General features: G+C 64.6%; 13 protein-coding genes. 3 read left to right on the top strand and 10 right to left on the bottom strand.

Translation table 11 applies throughout. From position 1 onward, the window contains the following. Positions 1–166: 166 nt before the first annotated feature. Positions 167–541: a nitrite reductase small subunit NirD gene (nirD, locus tag ACNQOP_RS09440; RefSeq protein ID WP_257368585.1), complete on the top strand. Its 375-nt coding sequence runs from the start codon at positions 167–169 to the stop codon at positions 539–541. 5 nt (positions 542–546) lie between these two features. Here nirD and ACNQOP_RS09435 read toward each other — a convergent pair whose 3' ends face one another. The 4 genes from ACNQOP_RS09435 to ACNQOP_RS09420 form a co-directional block, all read right to left on the bottom strand. Next, positions 547–2,292, bottom strand: a complete 1,746-nt coding sequence (locus ACNQOP_RS09435) for a phospho-sugar mutase (RefSeq protein WP_416404311.1) — start codon at positions 2,290–2,292, stop codon at positions 547–549. Positions 2,293–2,391: 99 nt separating this feature from the next. After that, complete coding sequence (locus ACNQOP_RS09430) at positions 2,392–4,020, bottom strand: glycoside hydrolase family 32 protein (protein WP_416404310.1); 1,629 nt, start codon at positions 4,018–4,020, stop codon at positions 2,392–2,394. 85 nt (positions 4,021–4,105) lie between these two features. After that, positions 4,106–5,707 carry a glycoside hydrolase family 68 protein gene (locus ACNQOP_RS09425; RefSeq protein ID WP_416404309.1) on the bottom strand — a complete coding sequence of 534 codons (1,602 nt, stop codon included), beginning with the start codon at positions 5,705–5,707 and terminating at the stop codon, positions 4,106–4,108. Between the two features lie 476 nt (positions 5,708–6,183). Further along, positions 6,184–6,984, bottom strand: coding sequence for a purine-nucleoside phosphorylase (locus ACNQOP_RS09420; RefSeq protein ID WP_261609007.1), 801 nt, complete (start codon positions 6,982–6,984; stop codon positions 6,184–6,186). A 122-nt stretch (positions 6,985–7,106) separates the two neighbouring features. On the opposite strand from ACNQOP_RS09420, the gene ACNQOP_RS09415 reads away from it, so the two are divergent. Next, on the top strand, positions 7,107–8,516 hold the full coding sequence (locus ACNQOP_RS09415) for an NAD(P)H-quinone dehydrogenase (protein WP_416404308.1): 1,410 nt from the start codon (positions 7,107–7,109) through the stop codon (positions 8,514–8,516). Between the two features lie 265 nt (positions 8,517–8,781). On the opposite strand, the gene ACNQOP_RS09410 is transcribed toward ACNQOP_RS09415, so the two are convergent. The 3 genes from ACNQOP_RS09410 to ACNQOP_RS09400 are packed head-to-tail and all read right to left on the bottom strand — an operon-like array spanning position 8,782 to position 13,961. Then, complete coding sequence (locus ACNQOP_RS09410) at positions 8,782–10,344, bottom strand: FAD-dependent oxidoreductase (protein WP_416404307.1); 1,563 nt, start codon at positions 10,342–10,344, stop codon at positions 8,782–8,784. Continuing rightward, the gene (locus ACNQOP_RS09405) at positions 10,341–12,548 is read right to left on the bottom strand and encodes a molybdopterin oxidoreductase family protein (RefSeq protein ID WP_416404306.1); all 2,208 of its coding nucleotides are present in this window, start codon (positions 12,546–12,548) and stop codon (positions 10,341–10,343) included. The genes ACNQOP_RS09410 and ACNQOP_RS09405 overlap by 4 nt, the downstream gene beginning before the upstream one ends. Continuing rightward, positions 12,549–13,961 carry an MFS transporter gene (locus tag ACNQOP_RS09400; RefSeq protein WP_235519463.1) on the bottom strand — a complete coding sequence of 471 codons (1,413 nt, stop codon included), beginning with the start codon at positions 13,959–13,961 and terminating at the stop codon, positions 12,549–12,551. Positions 13,962–14,225: 264 nt separating this feature from the next. Here ACNQOP_RS09400 and ACNQOP_RS09395 point away from each other — a divergent pair, with 264 nt between their 5' ends. After that, entirely contained in the window at positions 14,226–15,635 is a 1,410-nt protein-coding gene (locus ACNQOP_RS09395; protein WP_235519464.1) for an MFS transporter, read from the top strand. 65 nt (positions 15,636–15,700) lie between these two features. On the opposite strand, the gene ACNQOP_RS09390 is transcribed toward ACNQOP_RS09395, so the two are convergent. The 3 genes from ACNQOP_RS09390 to ACNQOP_RS09380 form a co-directional block, all read right to left on the bottom strand. Further along, positions 15,701–17,515, bottom strand: a complete 1,815-nt coding sequence (locus ACNQOP_RS09390; protein ID WP_235519466.1) for an acetyl/propionyl/methylcrotonyl-CoA carboxylase subunit alpha — start codon at positions 17,513–17,515, stop codon at positions 15,701–15,703. A gap of 118 nt (positions 17,516–17,633) precedes the next feature. After that, a complete protein-coding gene (locus ACNQOP_RS09385; protein ID WP_257368569.1) occupies positions 17,634–18,305 on the bottom strand; it encodes a Maf family protein in 672 nt (223 codons plus the stop codon). Between the two features lie 181 nt (positions 18,306–18,486). After that, positions 18,487–21,012, bottom strand: coding sequence for an MMPL family transporter (locus ACNQOP_RS09380; RefSeq protein ID WP_416404305.1), 2,526 nt, complete (start codon positions 21,010–21,012; stop codon positions 18,487–18,489). Position 21,013: the final 1 nt, after the last annotated feature.

The raw sequence follows: 21,013 nt of genomic DNA, 5'->3' as shown, positions 1-21,013 counted from the left end.
GAGGACATTTCCTCGGGTGTGAGGTCTCTTTTACGAAGTGGACACAATCCGCGCCCCCTGATGAAACACCGGGGTTTTAGCGTGGAGGAGTGGCCGCAAGCGCGGCCCTGTCCGGGGGAGCGACGGCGGAGACTGCCAGCACCCGGACACAGTGAGAGGGGCTGACATGACCGTAATTCTGGACGTTACCGACATTCTTGAGCGTGACCTGCGCGCCGCAGCTACGTGGCAGCGTGTTTGCCCGGTGGACGAGCTCGAACTGGCCTGGGGCGAGGCTGCGTTGATCGGCGGTCGCCAGATTGCGCTGTTCCGTACCGCGCCCACCGAGGTCTTCGCTGTTGCCCAGCAGGACCCGGCGACCCTCGCGAACGTTATGGCGCGTGGCATCGTCGGGTCCAAGGGAAGCCGCCCGACCATCGCCTCGCCCCTTCACAAAGAGGTCTACGACCTCGAAACCGGTGAGTGCTTCACCAACCCCGACCTCCGCCTCGACGCTTTCCGCACCCGTTTGGTGGACGGCTTCATCGAGGTTGAGCTCTAGGAGTTTTACAAGCCCAGCGCTTCGCGGACGTCCCCGAGGACCTCGTCCAAGGATGTCCGCGCTGCTTGGCGCGCAGCGGGAAGTTCCGCTGCGGATTCCACCGCCTGGATGACTTCCAGGTAGCACTTCAGCTTCGGTTCCGTACCACTGGGCCGGATGATCACGCGGGTGAGGTCGCGGGTCAGGTACAGCAGCCCGTCCGTGGGAGGCAGTGCATCGCTTCCTTCCGCCAGGTCAGTGAAGACCTCGACGGCGGAGCCCCCAAAAGCTTCGGGCGGGTTGACCCGCAGGCGGTTCATCATGGCGTCCAGCAGGCCCAGGTCCGCCACCCGAATGCTCAGCTGGTCACTCGCGTGCAGGCCGTGCACCAGGTAAAGATCGTCCAGTGTGTCGAAGATCGTCCGGCCCTCCGCTTTGGCAGCTGCCGCCAGTTCAGCGATCAGCACTGCCGCCGAGATGCCGTCCTTGTCGCGCACCAGCCCAGGGGCCACACAGTAGCCCAGCGCCTCTTCGTACCCGTAGATGAGTCCTGGAACGCGTGAAATCCATTTGAAGCCCGTGAGTGTTTCCTCGTGCGCGTACCCCGCTGCAGCGGCAATACGTGAGAGCAGCCGCGAGGAAACGATCGAGTTCGCGAAGACTCCGGTGTGCGGCTCGTCGCCGGCGCTGGCGGTCAAACGCGCCACGACATGAGCGCCCAGAAGGGCACCTACCTCGTCGCCGCGCAGCATCCGCCATGCCCCTGTGTCCGGGTCCAGGGCAGCAACCGCGGCCCGATCGGCGTCGGGGTCGTTGGCCAGAACGATGTCCGCCCCTGATTCCCCGGCTGCCGCGAGAGCCAGGTCCAAGGCACCGGGTTCTTCCGGGTTGGGGAAGGCGACCGTGGGGAAGTCCGGGTCAGGCTGTGCCTGTTCGGCCACGAGGGTCACATCGGTGAATCCGGCTGCGTTCAGGACAGAAACGGCCGTTTCGCCGCCTACGCCGTGCATGGGGGTCAAAACAATTTTGAGGTCCCGGGCGGGGAAGTGTTCGCGGTCCACCAGGCTGGCCATGGCCGACTCGTAGTCGGATGCGATGGAGGTGGGCAGGACCGTCCAGCCGCCGTCGGCAAGTTCGATCGATTCCAATGCGCCCACTGCCTGGATCTTTTCCGCGATTTCAGCGTCGTAGGGGGCTACGATCTGGGAGCCGCGGCCGCTTTCGGACACGGCGTGCCGGCCAAGGTAGACCTTGTATCCGTTGTCCTGTGGCGGGTTGTGGCTGGCGGTGACCATCACGCCGCCGTCGCAATCGAGGTTCCTGACCGCGTAGGCGAGCAACGGCGTCGGAAGTGCCGCCGGCATGAGGAACGTTTCGATGCCTGCCGCGGTGAAGATCGCGGCGGTTTCCTGGGCAAAGATGTCCGAGTTGTAGCGTGCATCGAAGCCGACGACGGCGCGGGGCCGCGTTCCGGGAGAAGCCGCCTCGACCGTTTCGGTGAGGAAGGCTGCCAAACCTGCTGCTGCCCGGCGCACCACCACGCGGTTCATCCGGTTGGGTCCGGGACCGAGGGCTGCGCGAAGGCCGGCAGTGCCGAATTGCAGGGTGCCGTTGAAGCTGTCGCCCAGTTCCTGGATTGCTGCGGCATCGCCGCTGCCGGCGAGTTCCATGAGCTCGGTGAGCTCGGCGGACGTTGCCGGGTCCGGGTCTTGGGAGGCCCACAGGCGGGCGTCGGTGATCAGCTGTTCAAAGGCGGCATCGTTGGATGTCATAGGGACAAAACTATCCTCAAATGGAGGAACAGGGCGCAACGAGGGGTGGGATAGCGCCCTTAAGAAGGGTCGTAAAGGGTGAAATCCCGCCCCTCGGCGCTAAAACTGACGCGTTTGCACCGTAAACTGCGTGTCCCCGTCCGTGCTGAACACCGAGGTTCCCGTGTCGTCCCAGTCAGGGAAGAAGGTGTCCGAGATGACGATGGCGCCGTCCCCGGCGAAGACTTCCACGGATGAGGAATCCAGGAGAATCTGGAGGCGGACCTTGGCATCGTTATGGGAGGGAGGCAGCGTGGCCTGGTGGTACGGGCTGAACTTCTCGGAAAAGTTGGTGGTTCCGGCGTTCGAACGGTCTACCTTCACCGTGCGGGTGTCCTTGGCGTAAGTGATCCGCAGGGCTGATTTTCCGTCGGCTGATGCACGGAGGTTCACGCCTGCCTCGCGGGCCGATGTCAGCTCCATCTCCACCTCGAGCAGTTGCGCCCGGGCGGTGAAATCGCCGTCCAGGTGCTGTAGCCCGGAGCCGACGGTGAGGTTTTTGCCTTGCACCGCACTGCCAGCGCGTTCAAGGGCCTCCCGTGCAGCAGTGGCAATGGCCGATCGCAGCTCCAAACGGCGCTCGCCGCGCACCAGTGTCAGTTCGCGCGGGATCGCCATGGATCCGCGCCACGGAGTGGTGGGAACATGCTGGGCGTAGTCCCAGTTGCCCATCCAACCCAGCAGCACGGACTTGCCGCCGGGTGCACCGGAAATGGAGTTCGCCGCGTAGTAGTCGGCGCCGTTATCCAGCCACTGCGAATCGGTGGGCGGGGCGTCAGAGGCGGCGGCATCTTCCGCGGTGAACCGTGTGCCGTCGAATTCGCCCACAAAATACTGCATGCCCGACCCGCCCGCGATGCCCCCGGGGTTGATGCTCAACAGCATGACCCATTTCTTCGCCGCGGAGTCTTCCACGGCCATTTCGATGAGTTCCGGAACCTCCCACAGGCCGCCCTGGGCTCCGGCTCCGGAGAAATCACTGAGGAAATCCCAGTGGAGAAGATCGGTGGATTTGAACATCTTCACCACTTGGGCGTCGGCCACCACTGTGGTCATCACCCAGTAGTTGCCCGGCTCGTACCAGGTGATCTTGGGATCGCGGAAGTTGTTGTTGGTGGGAGCGAGGTTCAGCACCGGGTTGCCACGGTACTTCTCCCACGTGGTGCCCTTGTCCAGGCTGAATGCAACCGACTGGGCCTGCGCGCCTTGGGGGAGTGCGCCGTTCTTTCCATAAGCGCTCGTATAAAGGGCCACCATGGGCGGGTTTTCAGCGGACCCGAGGCCGGACGCGTTCTTGGTGTCCACCACGATGCAGCCGGAAAAGATTTCTTCTTCCGGGCTGGCTTCCATGGCTACCGGCTGTTGTTCCCAGTGCACCAGGTCGGTGCTGGTGGAGTGGCCCCAGGACATGTTCCCCCATGAGTTTCCGCGCGGATTGTGCTGGTAGAAGGCGTGGTATGTCCCATCGTGGTAAACCAGCCCATTGGGGTCGTTGAGCCAGTTCTTCGCGGCTGTCAGATGGGCGCCCGGCCGCCAGGGGTCCGAAGCGGTAGGTGCGGTACCCGCGACGGTGGGGGTCGGCGTCGGGCTTTCATCCGGTGAGCAGGCAGCGGCCGAAAAACCAACCACGACGGCGGCACTTGCGGCCAGCAGGTGGCGGCGGGACAGGTGGGGGTTGGGGAGAGTCATGGGGAGAATCCTGAAAGGTTGGGGTGGCGGGGGTGCCGGCACGTGTGGGGCCGGCACCACCGCCGTGGCCTGACGGCCGGGGGTGTTACTTGTAGAGGCCTTCGCCACCAACACGGACGTTGGTGGGCAGGTAGCCGAACGGGCCGAGGCCGTTCTGGCCGAAGCTGCGGTCAACCTGGGTCACACCACCCTTGAAGTTCATCTTCACGGTGGGTGAGAGCGAACCGCCGCGGACGCCATCGACGTTGTCGATGAACGACTGGACGAGGCCGCCCGGCTGGACGTAGTGCGAGTAGGCCTGGAACTGCCGCCCGTTCTGGCGCGGATCCGGTCCTTCCGGCGCATTGGCCGGCATGTTCAGGTCCGTGGGGGAGCCCAAAGCCAAGCCGCTGTTATTGACCGGCTGGTAGTCCGAACGAACGCCGTCGCCGACGAAGCCGTACACGCCGTCGGGGCCGCGCATGCCGTCGGCATAGGTGAACTGGTGGCTGATGGTGAACAGGTAGTACTTGTTCTTGCCGTTCTCGTTCTGGATGAAGATCTGCGGACGCTCGGTCTGGTCGTTGACGCAGTTGGCGGACAGGACCGGCGGGAGGAAGCTCCACTTTGTCAGGTCTTTGTTGTCCGCCACAGCCAGGCCCACGTTGGCGGTCTGGTACCAGGCGCCCGTGGTGCTGTTGACCTGGTCCACTGTCTCAGAGTGCGGATCGCCCGGACGGTAGCCCAGGTCTTCCTGCTTGCACTTGTAGGAGCCGCGGGTGCCACCGGTGTTGCCTTCGAACACCATGAAGGTCTTGCCGGGGTGTGCGGGGTCCGCAAACGTGTAGGGATCACGGAAGGCGAAGCCCGGGTTCTGGGCTTTGTTCTGGTACAGCTTTCCGTCCGGCTCAAGCAGCTTGGTGTGCTGGAAACCATCGAAGGTCACGCCGTCCTTGGTGGCGTGGATGGTGCCAAGGGCTTTTGCGATGGCCGCATCCGGGGCAATCCCGCCGCCGCCTGCGTTGCGCTCGGCGACGTCGTAGAACGTGGTGGCCGTATAGAACACATTGATCTTGTTGCCCTGCATGAGGCGCGTGGAGCCAGACCATTCCGTGTTGCCGATGGAGGTGTTGTCCAGGAACAGGTGGCCGCCGTAGTTCCATTTGTCCTTGGCGGGATCGGCGTTGGTCTTGCGGAAGAAGTAGCCGATTCGGGCGTTCCAGTGCCGCTGGTCGAAGCCGTAGCCTGCGTGGCGGTCGGCGACGAGGGCGAAGATTACGTCCCAGCCCTTGTAGCTGATCTGGTTCGCGTTCTCGTCCGTCAAGGACCAGGTGTCCCAGACCCAGACGTCGTCGTTCATGGCGGGGAAGTCCTTGGGGATTTCCGGCATGGTGACGTTGGGGCTCATGGAGTTCTGTCCGGGCGCAACGTTGGGGTTGCTCTGGGCCATGATCTGTTTGGCGTCGGCTCGCGTCCACTTGGAGGTGAAGTTCGCGGCGGGGTCGTAGGCCTGTTGCGTGTGCAGGCTCGGCAGGGGGAAGCCGGGCGTTGGCGCCGGCATGGTGCTCGACGGCGGGTCGGCCGGCAGGTTGGCCTGCGCAGCCGGCGTGAGCAGCAGGATGCTGCCTGCCACGCTGGCTGCCGCTGCGACGGTTACTGCCCGTCGCAGACGGCGGCGTGGCCGTTGAGGGGTTGAGTGCGTGTTCATGCTTGCTCTTCTCGCGGAGTGTTGGACTTCGTGGAGTGGGGCGCATGCCCTGATCCCCGGTATGGGGTTTCCCTGCTCCGGCGTCCATCGAGCCGCGGGAGGCGTCATCGAAGGACGCCATCGTTTCGGGAGTGCGGCAAGGCCTTGAGGGGACTTGCTGCCGTTCGCTCCGGCACGTCGACTTACCGGAACGCTCCCACGCTAGACACGTGTTAGGTCGCAAATCAAAGGACGTTTCAGCGGCCCGAAAAGCTACCCGCCGGTAGATGTGCAAGCGCTTACATTGTCAACGTGCGCGCGTGGCATATCCGCGGGAAGCGGGTCAAATGTTTCGGCATAAATCTTATTTATTCTGAGAATTTACTGTGTGTTTACGTGCCGGAAGAATTGTTAGCGCGCACCGATAAACGCAGCCTTAAAGCAGCAATGCGTGGCCACCGGACGGTGACCACGCATGTGACTGACGCAAGGAGCTACTAGAGCTTCGCGATAATCTCCGCCAGCAGCTTGGAGATACGCTTGCCCGCAGCCTGGCCGGCTTCCAGGACTTCGGCGTGGCTCAAGGGAACGGGGCTGATGCCGGCTGCGAGGTTGGTGACCAGTGAGATCCCGAAGACTTCCATGCCCGCGTGGCGGCCGGCGATCGCTTCTAAGGCGGTGGACATGCCTACGAGGTCCGCGCCGATGCGCTTGGCGTACTGGACTTCCGCCGGGGTTTCGTAGTGCGGCCCGGTGAACTGCGCGTACACACCCTCCTGCAAGGATGGATCCACTTCACGGGCCAGGTCGCGGATCCGCGAAGAGTAGAGGTCGGTGAGGTCAACGAACGTAGCGCCCTCAAGCGGTGAAGTCGCAGTCAGGTTGATGTGGTCGCTGATGAGCACGGGTGTGCCTGGCGTCCAGTCCTCGTTGAGGCCGCCACAGCCGTTGGTGAGGACAAGTGTCTTGCACCCTGCGGCCGCAGCCGTGCGGACACCGTGGACTACAGATCGGACGCCCCTGCCTTCGTAGTAGTGGGTCCTCGCGCCAAGCACCAAGGCCCGCTTGCCCTCCTTGGTCAGAACGGAGCGGATGGTGCCCACGTGGCCCACCACAGCGGGTTTGTGGAAGCCGGGCACCTCCGAGGCGTTAAGGGTCGCGGTGGTCTCGCCGATTAGATCGGCGGCCTCGGCCCAGCCGGATCCCAGCACCAGTGCAACATCGTGGGACTCGATGCCGGTTTCCGCTGCAATGAAGTCTGCGGCGGCCTGGGCGGCTTCGAAGGGGTCTGTATTCATCAGCTCAGTGTTACTCACTGGTACAAGCTACCTTGCGGCCACAGGACTTTGGTAGGGACGCACGCGCGGGTGAGGGTGGGCTGAGTGGCAGCCGGCGTGGCAATGAGCGAGAATTGAGGATTGTGACCACCCAAGTTGACTTCAGTGCCCCCCGTATCGCGATCCTGGGAGGTGGTCCCGGCGGATATGAAGCTGCCATGGTGGCCGCCTCACTCGGTGCCCACGTCACCATTGTTGAGCGGGCGGGCCTTGGCGGCTCGGCCGTGCTGACCGACGTCGTGCCTTCCAAAACGCTCATCGCAACTGCCGATCTCATGACCCGCGTCGGCGAGGCCGACGAGCTGGGAGTGAAGTTCGACGGCGACGGCGCGGCATCAAAGCCCCGCGCCGACCTCAAGCACATCAACGACCGCGTCCTGAACCTGGCCCATGGGCAGTCGAACGACATCCGCGCGGGCCTGGAGCGCCTGGGCGTGGAGATCGTCATCGGTTCGGGCAAGCTGCTGGACAACAACACCATCGAGGTCCTGACCCTCGAAGGCACCCGCACCATTGAAGCCGACGCGATCCTGCTGGCCGTTGGCGCCCACCCGCGTGAACTCCCCACCGCCAAGCCCGACGGTGAACGCATCCTCAACTGGGCCCAGATCTACAATCTGGACGAACTTCCCGAAGAACTGATCGTGGTGGGTTCCGGCGTGACCGGCGCTGAGTTCGCCTCCGCCTACAACGGCCTGGGTTCCAAGGTCACCCTGATTTCCAGCCGCGACCAGGTCCTCCCCGGCGAGGACACGGATGCGGCCAAGCTGCTGGAAGGCGTCTTTGAGCGCCGCGGCGTCCGAGTCTTGTCGAAGTCCCGCGCGAACGCGGTGGAGCGGACCGACGACGGCGTTAAGGTCACCTTGGGTGACGGATCGATCGTGACAGGTACGCACTGCCTGGTGTGTGTTGGGTCCATTCCCAACACCGCTGGAATCGGCCTTGAAGAAGCGGGCGTGACGCTCACGGAATCCGGCCACATCAAGGTGGACGGCGTTTCCCGCACCACTGCCCCCAACATCTACGCGGCCGGTGACTGCACCGGGGTGTTCGCCCTGGCATCCGTGGCCGCTATGCAGGGCCGGATCGCGATCGCGCACTTCATGGGCGACGGCGTGAAGCCCCTCAAGCTCAACCAGGTGGCGTCCAACATCTTCACGTCCCCGGAAATCGCCTCCGTGGGCGTTTCCGAGGCCGACCTCGCGTCCGGCAAATACCAGGGCGATGTCGTGATGTTGTCCCTGCTCAGCAACGCCCGCGCCAAGATGCGCAACACCAAGGATGGCTTCGTGAAGATCATCGCCCGCAAGGGATCCGGCACCGTGATCGGTGGCGTGGTGGTAGGCCCGAATGCCTCCGAGCTCATTTTCCCGATCTCGGTTGCCGTCACCCAGAAGCTGCACGTCGATGACGTGGCCAGCGCTTTCACGGTGTACCCGTCCCTGACCGGCTCCATCTCGGAAGCTGCTCGGCGCCTGCACGTTCACATGTAGCGCCAACGCCGACGCCCGTTTCGACGGTTCGCAGCGCACCAGACGATTCCTACCGTCTAACGTGCAGCGAACCATCGAAACGGGCGTTTGTGCTTCCTACGTGTGCAGAGCGGCGATGGCTTCAGCGAGCGGCATGTGCAACGCAGGACCGTGGCCCGGCATGCTGAAGTGTCCGATTCGATGGCTCGCTGCGGAGAATGCCGGGCGCACGGCATGCTCCGCAGCGAACCCCCGAACCCGAGCGGCAAACCAAAACTATGCGGCTTCAAGCTGCGGCGGCCTGGAAGTGTTTCTCGATGATGCCTTTGATGTCCTCGTGGCACCCGCCGCAGCCTGTTCCGGCGCGGGTGGCCTTTGAAACCTCGCCAAGCGTGTCGCAGCCCTCAAGTATGGAATCTTCAATGCTGGCCGCGCTGACCCCGGCGCAACGGCAAACGGTCCGATGCGGGTCGGTGCTGGTGGCGCCGCTGTCCAACTGGTCCGGACCATCCAGGCGCAGCAGCAAGGACCGGTCCGCGGGGAGTTCGGAAGAGCGCTCAAACAAGACCACCAGTTCGGCAGCAGTACGGGGCATGCCCACAGACACCAAGCCCTCCAGCACACCGCCCCGGGTGGTCATCTTTACGTAGCGGCCGTGCTCAGGATCGGCCCACTGGGAGACCTGCCGGCGCGGGCGCCCGGAAGCAGCACCGGACTCCAGTAGCTCTTCATCCCAAGGATCTGCCTGGTTGTCGCCCGCCACGGCAAGGTTGATGCCGCGCGCCTTCAGGACCACCACACCGGGCTTTTCCGGGGGGAGCGCTTCCAGGGCATCCGCTGCGTCCTGTCCGTCGCGGGCCAGGACCACGAGGTACTCGGCCAGCCATTCGGCCTGCCGCCAGCCCGGACCAATCAGGCCTGACGGACCCGTGGCGCTCCGGCAATCGGTGCAGGCAGCGTCCGGGCAGCGCACTTCCGCACAGTCACCGATCGCGAACATGTGGGGCTCGTGAAAGGTCCGGAGGTGGTGGTCCGCCAGGATCCCGGCGCCGGTAGGCAGACCACAGCCTTCCGCCAGTTCAATCCGGGGCCTTACGCCACAGGACAACACCAGCAGGTCGCCGTCGATCGCGGAACCGTCATCGAGCAACAGGGCGGAGAAGGATCCTCCGGGACCCGCCGTTTCAACACCGGTGGAGCGGGCGTTGCCCGCCATCCTGACTCCGCCCAAACGCAAGCTGTTGGTGAGCACGGAGCCGCTGCCCCGGTCGATGCTGCGGCCCAGGGGGAAGGGGCCGTTGTGGACGACAGTGACCAAGGCACCTTCCTCGGAGGCGGCCAGCGCCGTCTCCAAGCCCAGGACGCCACCGCCCAGCACCACCACGCGCTTGCCACCTGCCACGGCAGCACGGAGGACGGCGGCGTCCCGGAGATCGCGCAACGCCGTCACTCCCACCGGAAGCACAGGTCCGGCAGGGTCGGGGTTGAGGCCGGTCAGGTTGGGAATCACCGGACGGGAACCAGTGGCGAACACCAACCGGTCGTAATGCTCGGAGCTGCCATCGGAAAGCACTACGTGCTGGCGTGCCCGGTCGATCCTTTTGACCTTCACGCCCAACCTGACGTCGACGCCGTCGGCCATCAAGTCGGCCGCGTCAGCCATAGCCAGCGCCTCGGCAGTGGTCCGCCCCACGCCCAGTTCAGCAACCATCACGCGGTTGTAGGCAGCTTCCGGTTCCTGTCCAACCACCATCAGCTGGACCAGGCCCGAACGTACGGCGGGGAGGATTTCGTCCACGAGGCGCGCTGCCACGGGACCGAAACCTACGACGACAATCCGCTCGCTCATAAAGCCTCCTTGACGTAAACCGGCGCTCGAACCCCGACGGCGGTTGCTGCCACCGGGGTTGCCGCTGCCTTCTTAACCCACACCCGGCTGGTCTTGAACTCCGGCATGCCGGAAATGGGATCTGTGGCCGCCTCCGTGAGGCGGTTGGCATTCTCCTGGCCGGGGAAGTGGAACGGCAGGAAAACAGTGTCGGCCCGGACAGAGTTGCTGAGCTCGGCCCGGCAGAGGACCTCGCCGCGTTCGTTCGTGACCGTGGCGTAGTCGCCGTCGGCAATCCCACGTGAAGCTGCGGTGCCCGGGTGGATCAGCAGCCGCGCCTGCGGTTGGGCTGCCATCAGTGCCTCGACCCGTCGGGTTTGCGCGCCGGACTGGTAGTGCTCCAGTAGCCGCCCGGTAGCCAGTGCCAGCGAGTCATCCGCAAATGAACGCACCGCCCGCTTGGATGGGGTCACGGGCACCATGACGGCCCGGCCATCAGAGTGCGCGAAGCCATCGCCGAAGAGCCGCGGCGTGCCCGTGCTGCCAACGGGGTAGGGCCAGTAGGCCGCTTCCCCGCGGTCCAGCATGGCGTAATCGATGCCCGAGTAATCAGCCAAGCCGCCGGCGGAGGCCAAACGAAGTTCTTCAAACACCGTCTCAGGGTCGTCGCTGAACGTGGAGGGTGCTTCCAGACGTTCGGCGAGCCGGGCCATGAGCCAGAGTTCGCTGCGGACGCCTGGGGGAGGAGTCAGCGCCTTTCGACGCCGGATCACCCGCCCCTCGAGGTTGGTCAAGGTGCCTTCCTCCTCGGCCCACTGTGTGACAGGCAGGACCAGATCCGCTTCGGCAGCCGTCTCTGACATGAAGAAATCACAGACAACCAGAAAGTCGAGAGCCCGCAGCCCGGCCGTCACGGCGTTCGTATCAGGTGCCGACACCACAACGTTGGCGCCGTGCACGAAAAGGCAACGGACGCCGTCGGGCTTCCCGAGCGACTTCAGGAGTTCGACGGCCGGCAGTCCCGGTCCGGGGATCAGCGACTCATCGATTCCCCACACCTGGGCGATGTGGGCGCGGGCGGCGGGATCGGTGATTTTGCGGTAGCCCGGGAGCTGGTCGGCCTTTTGCCCGTGTTCCCGGCCGCCTTGGCCGTTGCCCTGCCCGGTGAGTGTGCCGTAGCCGCTGCGCGCCGAACCGGGCAGGCCGAGGAGAAGGCTGAGGTTGATCGCGGCGGTGGCCGTGTCCGTGCCGTCCACGTGCTGTTCCACGCCGCGACCACTCAGGATGTAGCTGCCGCCGGTACGGGCACCGTGAGCCAGCCGCCGGGCGGTCTCGCGGATGAGGTTCGCGGGAACGCCGGTGATGGTCTGGACGCGTTCGGGCCAGAAGGCATTGAGGCTGCGCACCACAGCCGCGTAACCGGTGGTCTTTGCAGCAATGAACTTGTCATCCACCAGGCCCTCGTGCACCACCACATGGGAGATGCCCAAAAGGAGGGCCAAATCGGTACCGGGGGTCGGCTGCAGGTGGAGGCCGCCGCCTTCGGACGTCAACGCAGCAGTAGCCGAGCGTCGCGGATCCACCACGATCAGGCCGCCGGCGTCGCGGGCGCCCTGCAGGTGCGGGACGAAGGGTGGCATGGTCTCGGCAACGTTGGAACCGAGCATGAGGATGACGGACGCGGTGTCCAGGTCCGTTACCGGGAAGGGGAGGCCGCGGTCCACGCCGAACGCACGGTTGCCTGCCGCAGCAGCCGAGGACATGCAGAACCGGCCGTTGTAGTCGATGCGGGAAGTCCTCAGCGCCAGGCGCGCGAACTTGCCCAGCAGGTACGCCTTCTCGTTGGTGAGGCCGCCGCCCCCGAAGACGCCCACCGCATCGTTTCCGTGGTGCTTTTGGGTGTCCTTGACGGCCGCTGCGATGAGCATGAGCGCTTGGTCCCAGGAGATCGGTTGGTGGACGCCGTCCGATCCCTTGAGGAGCGGTTCGGTGACCCGGCCGTTGTGATGCAACAACGACGCCGATGTCCAGCCTTTGCGGCACAGCCCGCCCCGGTTGGTGGGGAAGTCGCGCCCGGAGACCTCCAGGGGCGCGGCTGGCTGGGCCGGTTCTGCGGTGGGTGCGGGCGCCGGCCCCGGCGCGGCGGAGTCCGTCGTGGCCGGGGTCAGCGTCATGGCGCACTGGAGCGCGCAGTAGGGGCAGTGGGTATCGGCGCCGTTGGGCATCTAGATGTGTCCGATCGTGTTGCGCTTCCGGGCCGGGCGGATGTAGCAGACCCAGCAGACGGTGAGCATCAGGACGTACGCTCCCACGAATCCGTAGAACGCCGGGGTGTAGGAACCTGCGGTGGTGTTGGAGGCGTTGAGCACCTGCGGGATGACGAAGCCGCCATAGGCGCCGATCGCCGAGATCAGGCCCAGTGAGGATGCTGCAAGCCGGGCGGTGGCCGCGCTGCTGGCTCCGTTCCGTGCAGCCCTGCTGGAGGTGGCGAAGATGACCGGGATCATGCGGTATGTTGCGCCGTTACCAAAGCCGCTCGCCAGGAAGAGGAGCAGGAACAGGGTGAGGAAGAGCCAGAAGTTCTTCAGCGGCAACGTCCAGATCATGGTGAGGGTGATGACGGCCATGGAAGCGAAGGAGGCAATGGTCATTCGCGCCCCGCCCATCCGGTCGGCCATGCGTCCGCCGTAGGGGCGGGCCAGGGAGCCGACAAGCGGGCCGAGGAAGGCAAGTGAGAGCGCAACTGCGCCGACGTGGATGGAGGAGAAGTCCGGGAAGTAGTCCTTGATCAGTTTGGGGAAGACGCCGGCAAAGCCGATGAAGGAACCGAAGGTACCGATGTACAGAAACGCCATGACCCACAGGTGCGGTTCCTTGAGGGCCGCCAGCGAGCCGGCCACATCGCCTTTGGCGCTGGTGAGGTTGTTCATGTACTTCCAGGCGCCGAAGGCGGCGATGAGGATCAGGGGAATCCAGATGATGCCGGCCACGGGAAGGTTGACCGTTCCCGCCGCCAGGAGCGTGATGGCGATCGGAACAACAAGCTGCGCGACGGCGGCACCCAGGTTTCCGCCGGCGGCGTTCAGGCCCAGCGCCCAACCCTTTTCGCGGGCCGGGTAGAAGAAGGTGATGTTGGCCATGGAGCTGGCGAAGTTGCCGCCACCGAAGCCTGCAAGGGCGGCGATGAGAAGCATGACACCGAACGGCGTTTCCGGGTTGGAGACGCAGATCGCCAATCCCGTGGTGGGGATCAGGAGCAGGAGTGCCGAGACGATGGTCCAGTTCCGGCCACCGAACTTCGGAACCATGAAGGTGTAGGGGATACGGAGTGTTGCGCCTACGAGGCTGGGAATGGAGATGAGCCAGAAGATCTGGTTGGAATCAAACGTGAAACCGGCGGCGGGGAGCTGGACAACCACGATGGACCACAGCTGCCACACAACGAATCCGAGGAATTCGGCGAAGATGGACCAATACAGGTTTCGCTTGGCGATGGACCGGCCTTCGGCTTCCCACTGGCCCTTGTCCTCGGCATCCCAGTTGGCGATCCAGCGGCCGGGGCGGTGTTCAAGGGTGGGGGTGGCGGCAGCAGTGGACTGGACGGGAACCAGTGCATCTGCGGTGCTATCAACAGTCACGGGAGTGCCTCCTTGGTGGGGGACGTTGTTCTTCCAAGGTAGGTTTGGCGCATTTCACGGACGGACGCTGTTTGTAAACGCCCTGTGACATTTCCCTATCGGCGGGGTCACCGGCGCGTGAGACCGTGGTGAGGTATTGTGGCGCAGACCACATCGTGGGATTTCTGCGGCTGTCCGCATGTTGGACTTGGTTGTCCAGTCAATGGACAGCGGGAACTATTATTGAACTCTCGAATAATCCATGTGAACGAAAGCTGCAACTACATGTCTTCCACCGCACCATCCAAGGAAGGCGAGTCCACTCAGCCGGTGAACTCGCGGGGCAAAGTGATCTTCGCCAGCCTGATCGGCACGACGATCGAGTTCTACGACTTCTACGCCTATGCCACCGCGTCGGTACTCGTCTTCCCGAAGCTCTTCTTCCCGGACGCCACTGATATCAACGCGTTGCTCAGTGCGTTTGCCATCTTCGGCGTGGCCTTCTTCGCCCGCCCCATCGGCGCAGTGGTCTTCGGACACTTTGGTGACAAGATCGGCCGCAAGGGCACCCTGGTCGCTTCGCTTCTGACCATGGGTATTGCCACGTTCCTGATCGGACTCCTGCCTACGGCATCCATGCCGGGTTGGGCCATCCTGGCGCCCATCCTCCTGGTGGTTCTGCGCTTCTTCCAAGGCCTCGCCCTTGGTGGAGAATGGTCCGGCGCGGCTTTGCTCGCCACCGAGAACGCTCCGGAAGGCAAGCGCGCCATCTACGGAACGTTCCCGCAGCTTGGTGCCCCGATCGGCTTCATCATTGCCAACGTCATCTTCATCTGGATGAACGTGGCACTGACCGCCGAAGAGTTCCTCGCATGGGGCTGGCGGGTTCCGTTCATCCTCAGTGCCGTGCTGGTCATCGTGGGCCTCTACGTCCGGTTGAAGCTGGTGGAAAGCGTGTCCTTCACCAAGGTCATCCAGCAGGAGAAGGTCCAGAAGCTGCCCCTCGCAGCCACACTCAAGAGCCACTGGCGCCCCGTGGTGGCCGGTACCTTCATCATGTTCGCCACCTACGTGCTCTTCTACATCATGACCACGTTCACTTTGTCCTACGGCACCAAGCCCACCCTGGCCGGTGCCCAGGCCGCCGCCGAAAAAGCCGGCAAGCCCATGACAGCTGACCAAATCGCAGCATTCGTTCCCGGACTGGGCATTACCCGCTCTGACTTCCTGTGGATGCTGATCATCGGCGTGGTCTTCTTCGGCATCTTCACGGTGGTTTCCGGGCCGCTGGCTGAGAGGTGGGGCCGCCGCAAGTTCCTGCTGGGCGTCACCGCCGGCATCTTCGTCTTCGGTGCGCTCTGGTTCACCATGTTCGGCCCTGGCCAGGCCGCCGCCATGGTTGGACTCATTGTTGGCTTCACGCTCATGGGCCTGACGTTCGGTCCCATGGCCGCCATCCTGCCCGAGCTCTTCCCGGCAAATGTCCGATACACAGGTTCTGCGGTCGCTTACAACCTGTCGTCCATGATCGGCGCCGCCCCGGCATCGTTCGTGGCCATCGCACTCTGGTCGGCAGCGAACGGAAGCACCTGGTTGGTGGGTGTCTACATGGCCGTCGCCGCTGTGGTGACCTTCATCGCCCTGTGGTTGACGCGTGAAACCAAGGACACCGACTACGAGAACAACGTAGCCTAAGTACGCCATCGCGCGGTCGCCCCCCCCCCGTTGGGGGGGGGGCCGACGTCGTTAAGCGGTTGTTCTTAGTCCTCGATGGTGGCGATGACGGCGCCGGCGGCGACGGTCTCGCCTGCCGCGGCGGACAGGCCGCGAATGGTGCCGGCCTTGTGGGCTGTGAGGGGCTGCTCCATCTTCATGGCTTCGAGGACGACGATCAGGTCGCCCTCGGCCACGACGTCGCCTTCAGAGGCTGCCACCTTGACGATGGTGCCCTGCATGGGCGACGTCAGGGCGTTGCCGCCGGCCGCAGCAGCCGTAGCACCAGCGGAACGGGAGCGCTTTTTGGACTTCCCGGACTTGGGGCCCGAGCCACTCGAGACGGCAGCCACTCCGCCACCCAAGCCGGAAGGCAGGACGACCTCAAGGCGCTTTCCGCCAACCTCGACGACGACGCGCTGGCGCTCACCGGCGTCGGGGTTTTCTGCGCCGGCCGTGCTGGCAGACCAAGCCGGGATGCTGTTGACGAACTCAGTTTCGATCCAGCGGGTGTGAACCTTGAATGGACCCTCAGCCGGGGCGAAATCGGGGTCGGTGACCACTGCCAGGTCGAAAGGAATAACGGTGGGGATACCCTCCACCACCATCTCTTCCAAGGCGCGGCGTGAACGCTGCAGGGCCTGCTCGCGGGTAGCGCCGGTGACGATCAGCTTGGAGAGCATGGAGTCGAAGTTGCCACTGATGACGTCTCCCTGATCCACGCCGGAATCGATCCGGACGCCGGGTCCGGTCGGGTTCTTCAGGGTGGTGATGGTGCCCGGGGCGGGCATGAAGTTGCGGCCCGGGTCTTCGCCGGTGATGCGGAACTCGAAGGAGTGGCCACGGACCTCGGGGTCCTCGTAGCCGAGGGCTTCGCCGCGGGCGATGCGGAACTGCTCGCGGACCAGGTCGATGCCCGTGACTTCTTCGGAGACGCAGTGCTCCACCTGGAGCCGGGTGTTGACCTCGAGGAAGGAGATGGTGCCATCCTGGCCCACCAAGAACTCACAGGTGCCGGCGCCGAGGTAGTTGGCCTCCTTGAGGATGGCCTTGGAGGATTCGTAGAGGCGCTTGACCTGCTCTTCGCTCAGGTACGGCGCGGGAGCCTCCTCGACGAGCTTCTGGTTGCGGCGCTGCAGGGAGCAGTCGCGGGTGGAGACGACAACCACGTTGCCGAAGCCGTCTGCCAGGCACTGGGTCTCAACGTGGCGCGGTGCATCGAGGAAACGCTCGATGAAGCATTCGCCGCGGCCGAAAGCTGCGGTGGCTTCGCGCACGGCAGACTCGTACAGTTCAGGGATTTCGTCCATGGTGCGGGCCACCTTGATACCACGCCCGCCACCGCCGAAGGCAGCCTTGATGGCGACAGGAAGTCCGAATTCCTCGGCGAACTTCAGGATTTCGTCGGCATCCTGGACGGGGTCGGCCGTACCAGGGACCAGCGGAGCCCCCACCTTTTCGGCGATGTGGCGGGCCTGGACCTTGTCGCCCAACGCGGAGATGGCCTCGGGGGAGGGACCGATCCAGGTGATACCGGCGTCGATGACCTTCGCAGCAAACTCGGCGTTCTCGGCCAGGAAGCCGTAACCGGGGTGGATGCCGTCGGCGCCGGACTGCTTGGCAACCTCAATGATCTTGTCCATCACCAGGTACGACTCGGCAGCGGTGTTGCCACCCAATGCGTAGGCTTCATCGGCGAGGCGGACGTGGAGGGCGTCGCGGTCAGGGTCGGCGTAAACCGCCACGGAGGCAATGCCTTCGTCCCGGGCGGCTCGGATGATGCGGACCGCGATTTCGCCGCGGTTGGCAATCAAGACCTTGGTAAGAGGGCTGGAAATGGGCTGCGCCGGGTTAGCTGACAAGTTGTTGACTCCTTCTGTCCTTCAGGGAGCCTAGCGTGATTGTGAGGGTTCCGCCCATATTGATGGGGGATTCCGTGTGTGAGGCGATGTTCCTTTGTAGGGTTGCTACAAATTGCTTCTACTGGCTGTTCGAGTTCCACAGCTCTGTGATGCCTACGTTCGCGTGCACCAGCAGATCCCGGAGGGTGGAGATGGAAAGCCCGACGACGGCGTGCGGGTCGCCGTCGACCTTGCGGATGAAGGCCCCACCCAGGCCGTCAATGGTGAAGGAACCGGCGCAGTGCAGGGGCTCGCCGGTGGCGATGTAGGCGTCGATCTCGCTTTCGGACATCTGCGCGAAGTGAACTTCCGCGCTGGAGACCCCGCCCACCGTGGCGCCTGTGCCGTCCGGGGACCCGTCGCCGGCATCATCCTGGTCCGCGTCCGCTGCGGTATCCCGGCAGTCAACAAGCCAGTGCCCTGTGTGAAGTACTCCCTGTGAACCGCGCATCCGCAGCATCCGCTCCCGGGCAACCTCCGGGGTGTAGGGCTTGCCGTGGGACTCGCCGTCGAATTCGAAGACAGAGTCGCACCCGATCACCAGGGCGCCTTCGGCTTCGGGGAGGGCTGCAACGGCTTCTGCCTTGGCACGGGCGAGCAGGAGGGCTGTGTCGTGGGCATCCGTTACGCCGTACTTTGCCTGGACGGCATCCTCATCGACGTCCGAGACCAGGACCTCATGCTGGATTCCCGCCTCCGTAAGCAGCTTGGTGCGGGCGGGGGACTGGGAGGCGAGAATCAATCGGGTCACGCCCTCCAGCCTAATACGACGCTCTCTCACATCCCGCCTGCTTCCCGCCGTCCCTCGCTCACATCCCGCCTGCTTCCCGCCGTCCCTCGCTCACGTCCGCGCTTAAACGCCCGACGCTCCATCACTGCCGTGAAGCAAGTGATGGAGCGTCGGGTTGAAGGGTTGGTTACGTGGAGGAGCGTTAGTGGACCAGTTCCTCGGATCCGGCCTTGGGGCGGTCGCTGCGGGTGAGCTTGGCGCCTTCGACGTCCACGTCCGGGAGGATCCGCTGGAGCCACTTGGGCAGCCACCAGGCTTTTTCGCCCAACAGGTACATCACGGCCGGAACGATCGTCATGCGGACCACGAACGCATCGATGAGCACACCGAACGCCATTGCGAAGCCCAGCGGCCGGACCATGGTGAGGTGGCTGAAGATGAAACCCGAGAACACGCTGACCATGATGATCGCGGCGGCGGTGACCACGGCCGCGGCGTGGCTGAACCCGGACCGGACCGCGTGCTTGGCGGACTCACCGTGCATGAACGATTCGCGCATGCCGGAGGTGATGAACACCTGGTAGTCCATGGCCAAACCGAACAGCACACCGATCAAAATGATGGGGAGGAAGCTCAGGACGGCGCCGGGGTTGGCGACGTCGAAGATCCCACCCAACCAGCCCCACTGGTACACGGCCACTACGGCACCGAAGGCAGCAGCCAGCGAGAGCAGGAAGCCACCGGTAGCCAACAGTGGAACAACGATGGAGCGGAACACCAGCAGGAGCAGGATCAGCGAGAGGCCCACAACGATCGCCAGATAAGGCGGCAAAGCGGCACCAAGCTTGGCGGACACATCGATGTTGCCTGCAGTCTGGCCGGTCAGTCCGATGGTCACATCGTTCTGTTCACGGATGTCCGTGCCCTTGGCGCGGACATCGGAAACCACCTGGACGGTGCTGGCGCTGGCGGGGCCTTCCTTCGGGATGACCTGGTAAACGGCCGTTCGGAGGTCATCGCTCAAGGCCACAGGCACTGCGGCGATCACGTTGTCCACGCCCCGCAGCTTGTCGGCGACATCGTACTGCTTGTTCTTGGCGTCGTTTTCGCTCAGACCTTCAGGGAACTCGGCGACCACGATGATCGGGCCCGTCATGCCTTCGCCGAAGCTGCTGCGGGTGAGGTCATAGGCCTTGAACGCCTGTGAATCGACAGGTTCGGACCCGCCGTCGGGCAGTGCAAGCCGCAACTGGGAAGCCGGTAGTGCCAGGGCGCCAAGAAGCACGACGCTGGCCACGAGCGCGAACCACGGGTGCCGGGTAACAAGGCCGCCCCAGCCACCGCTGCTGCGCTTCTCTTCGAGGGCGCGGTCGGCCGCTTCGTGGCCCGGTTCGGCATTGTGCTTGGCGGCCTTGGCCCAGGCGCGCTTGGAGATGAGCCGGCGGCCGATCAGCGCCAGGACGGCGGGCGTCAGGGTCAATGCGACGACGACGGCGACCGCCACTGTCGCCGCGGCGGCGACACCCATGACTGCGAGGAAGGGGAGTCCGGGGACCACCAGGGCAGCAAGCGCGATGATCACGGTGAGGCCCGCGAACAACACAGCGTTGCCGGAGGTGCCCGTGGCGAGGGCCGCGGACTCTTCGCCGTCCATGCCTGCCAACAGTTGGCCGCGGTGGCGGTTGACGATGAACAGGGAGTAGTCGATACCCACCGCAAGGCCCAGCATCAGGGCGAGCATCGGGGAGATGGAGCTCATGTCGATCACGCTGGTGAGCGCGAACGTGCCACCGACGCCAACCGCGACACCGATCAAAGCCATCACCAGCGGAAGGCCGGCTGCGACCAGGGTGCCGAGCATAAGGATCAGGACCAGCGCGGCGACGGCGACGCCCACGATTTCGGCAATGCCGAAGATCTGCGAAACGTCCTCCGTAATCTCCTTGCTGGCGTAAGCCGTGACGCCTGCGGAGGAGACCTCGTGAACGATGTCCTGTACTTGCTTGCGGACGGCTGGATCCACTGCGTTGATGGAGGTCTTGAACTGGACCTGCGCAATTGCTGCTTTGTTGTCGCTGGAGACGAACCGGAGCCCCTCCGAGGCGGCAGCCTGCCGCTTCGAGAGGGCCAAGGTGGTGGCGCCGTCGGCCGCTTCCTTTGTGCCGGCGTCGAGCTTTTCCTTGCCCGCGGCGAGCTCAGCGCGCTTGGCACCGAGCTGCGCGTCAATCTGCGCCGGGGTGAGGCCGGAGGCCGCCAGCTGCTGCTCTGCCGCGGCGAGCTGCGCCTCGCCAGCCGTCAGCTGTGCGCGGGAGGCATCCAGTTGGGCTTGACCTGCCGCCGCCTTGGCTTCACCGTCGGCGATTTGGCCGGCCGCGGAATCCAGCTGTTCTTGCGTGGTGAAGGGGTTCACCGTCCCTTGGATGTCGGGCATGTCCTGCAGCTTGTCGAGGGCGGCCGCGACGGCATCCTTCTTGGACTGGTCGAAACCGGCGTCGCCGGCGTCGAAGACGACGCTCGCGGATCCCCCGGAGGAAGCAGGCAGGGCTTCCTTGAGCTTGTCGGCCATCCGCTGGGTTTCGGTGCCGGGGATGGTGAAGTTGTTGGACATGGTGCCGTGGAAAGCTGCGGCTGAACCGCCCACTGCCACCAGGACGGCCAGCCAGATGGAGATCACCAGCCAGCGGCGCCGGTACGAGAATTTGCCGAGCCGGTAGAGGAACGAAGCCATG

It is taken from the genome of Arthrobacter sp. LFS091, from assembly GCF_047977885.1.
Lineage (GTDB): Bacteria > Actinomycetota > Actinomycetes > Actinomycetales > Micrococcaceae > Arthrobacter.
Note: the sequence above shows the minus strand (reverse complement) of the source record. Positions and strands in the feature narration are given on the sequence as shown.

Coding starts and splice junctions, on each gene's coding strand:
- nirD (WP_257368585.1), top strand. CDS start 167: ATGACCGTAATTCTGGACGTTACCGACATTCTTGAGCGTGACCTGCGC.
- ACNQOP_RS09435 (WP_416404311.1), bottom strand. CDS start 2,292: ATGACATCCAACGATGCCGCCTTTGAACAGCTGATCACCGACGCCCGC.
- ACNQOP_RS09430 (WP_416404310.1), bottom strand. CDS start 4,020: ATGACTCTCCCCAACCCCCACCTGTCCCGCCGCCACCTGCTGGCCGCA.
- ACNQOP_RS09425 (WP_416404309.1), bottom strand. CDS start 5,707: ATGAACACGCACTCAACCCCTCAACGGCCACGCCGCCGTCTGCGACGG.
- ACNQOP_RS09420 (WP_261609007.1), bottom strand. CDS start 6,984: ATGAATACAGACCCCTTCGAAGCCGCCCAGGCCGCCGCAGACTTCATT.
- ACNQOP_RS09410 (WP_416404307.1), bottom strand. CDS start 10,344: ATGAGCGAGCGGATTGTCGTCGTAGGTTTCGGTCCCGTGGCAGCGCGC.
- ACNQOP_RS09405 (WP_416404306.1), bottom strand. CDS start 12,548: ATGCCCAACGGCGCCGATACCCACTGCCCCTACTGCGCGCTCCAGTGC.
- ACNQOP_RS09395 (WP_235519464.1), top strand. CDS start 14,226: ATGTCTTCCACCGCACCATCCAAGGAAGGCGAGTCCACTCAGCCGGTG.
- ACNQOP_RS09380 (WP_416404305.1), bottom strand. CDS start 21,012: ATGGCTTCGTTCCTCTACCGGCTCGGCAAATTCTCGTACCGGCGCCGC.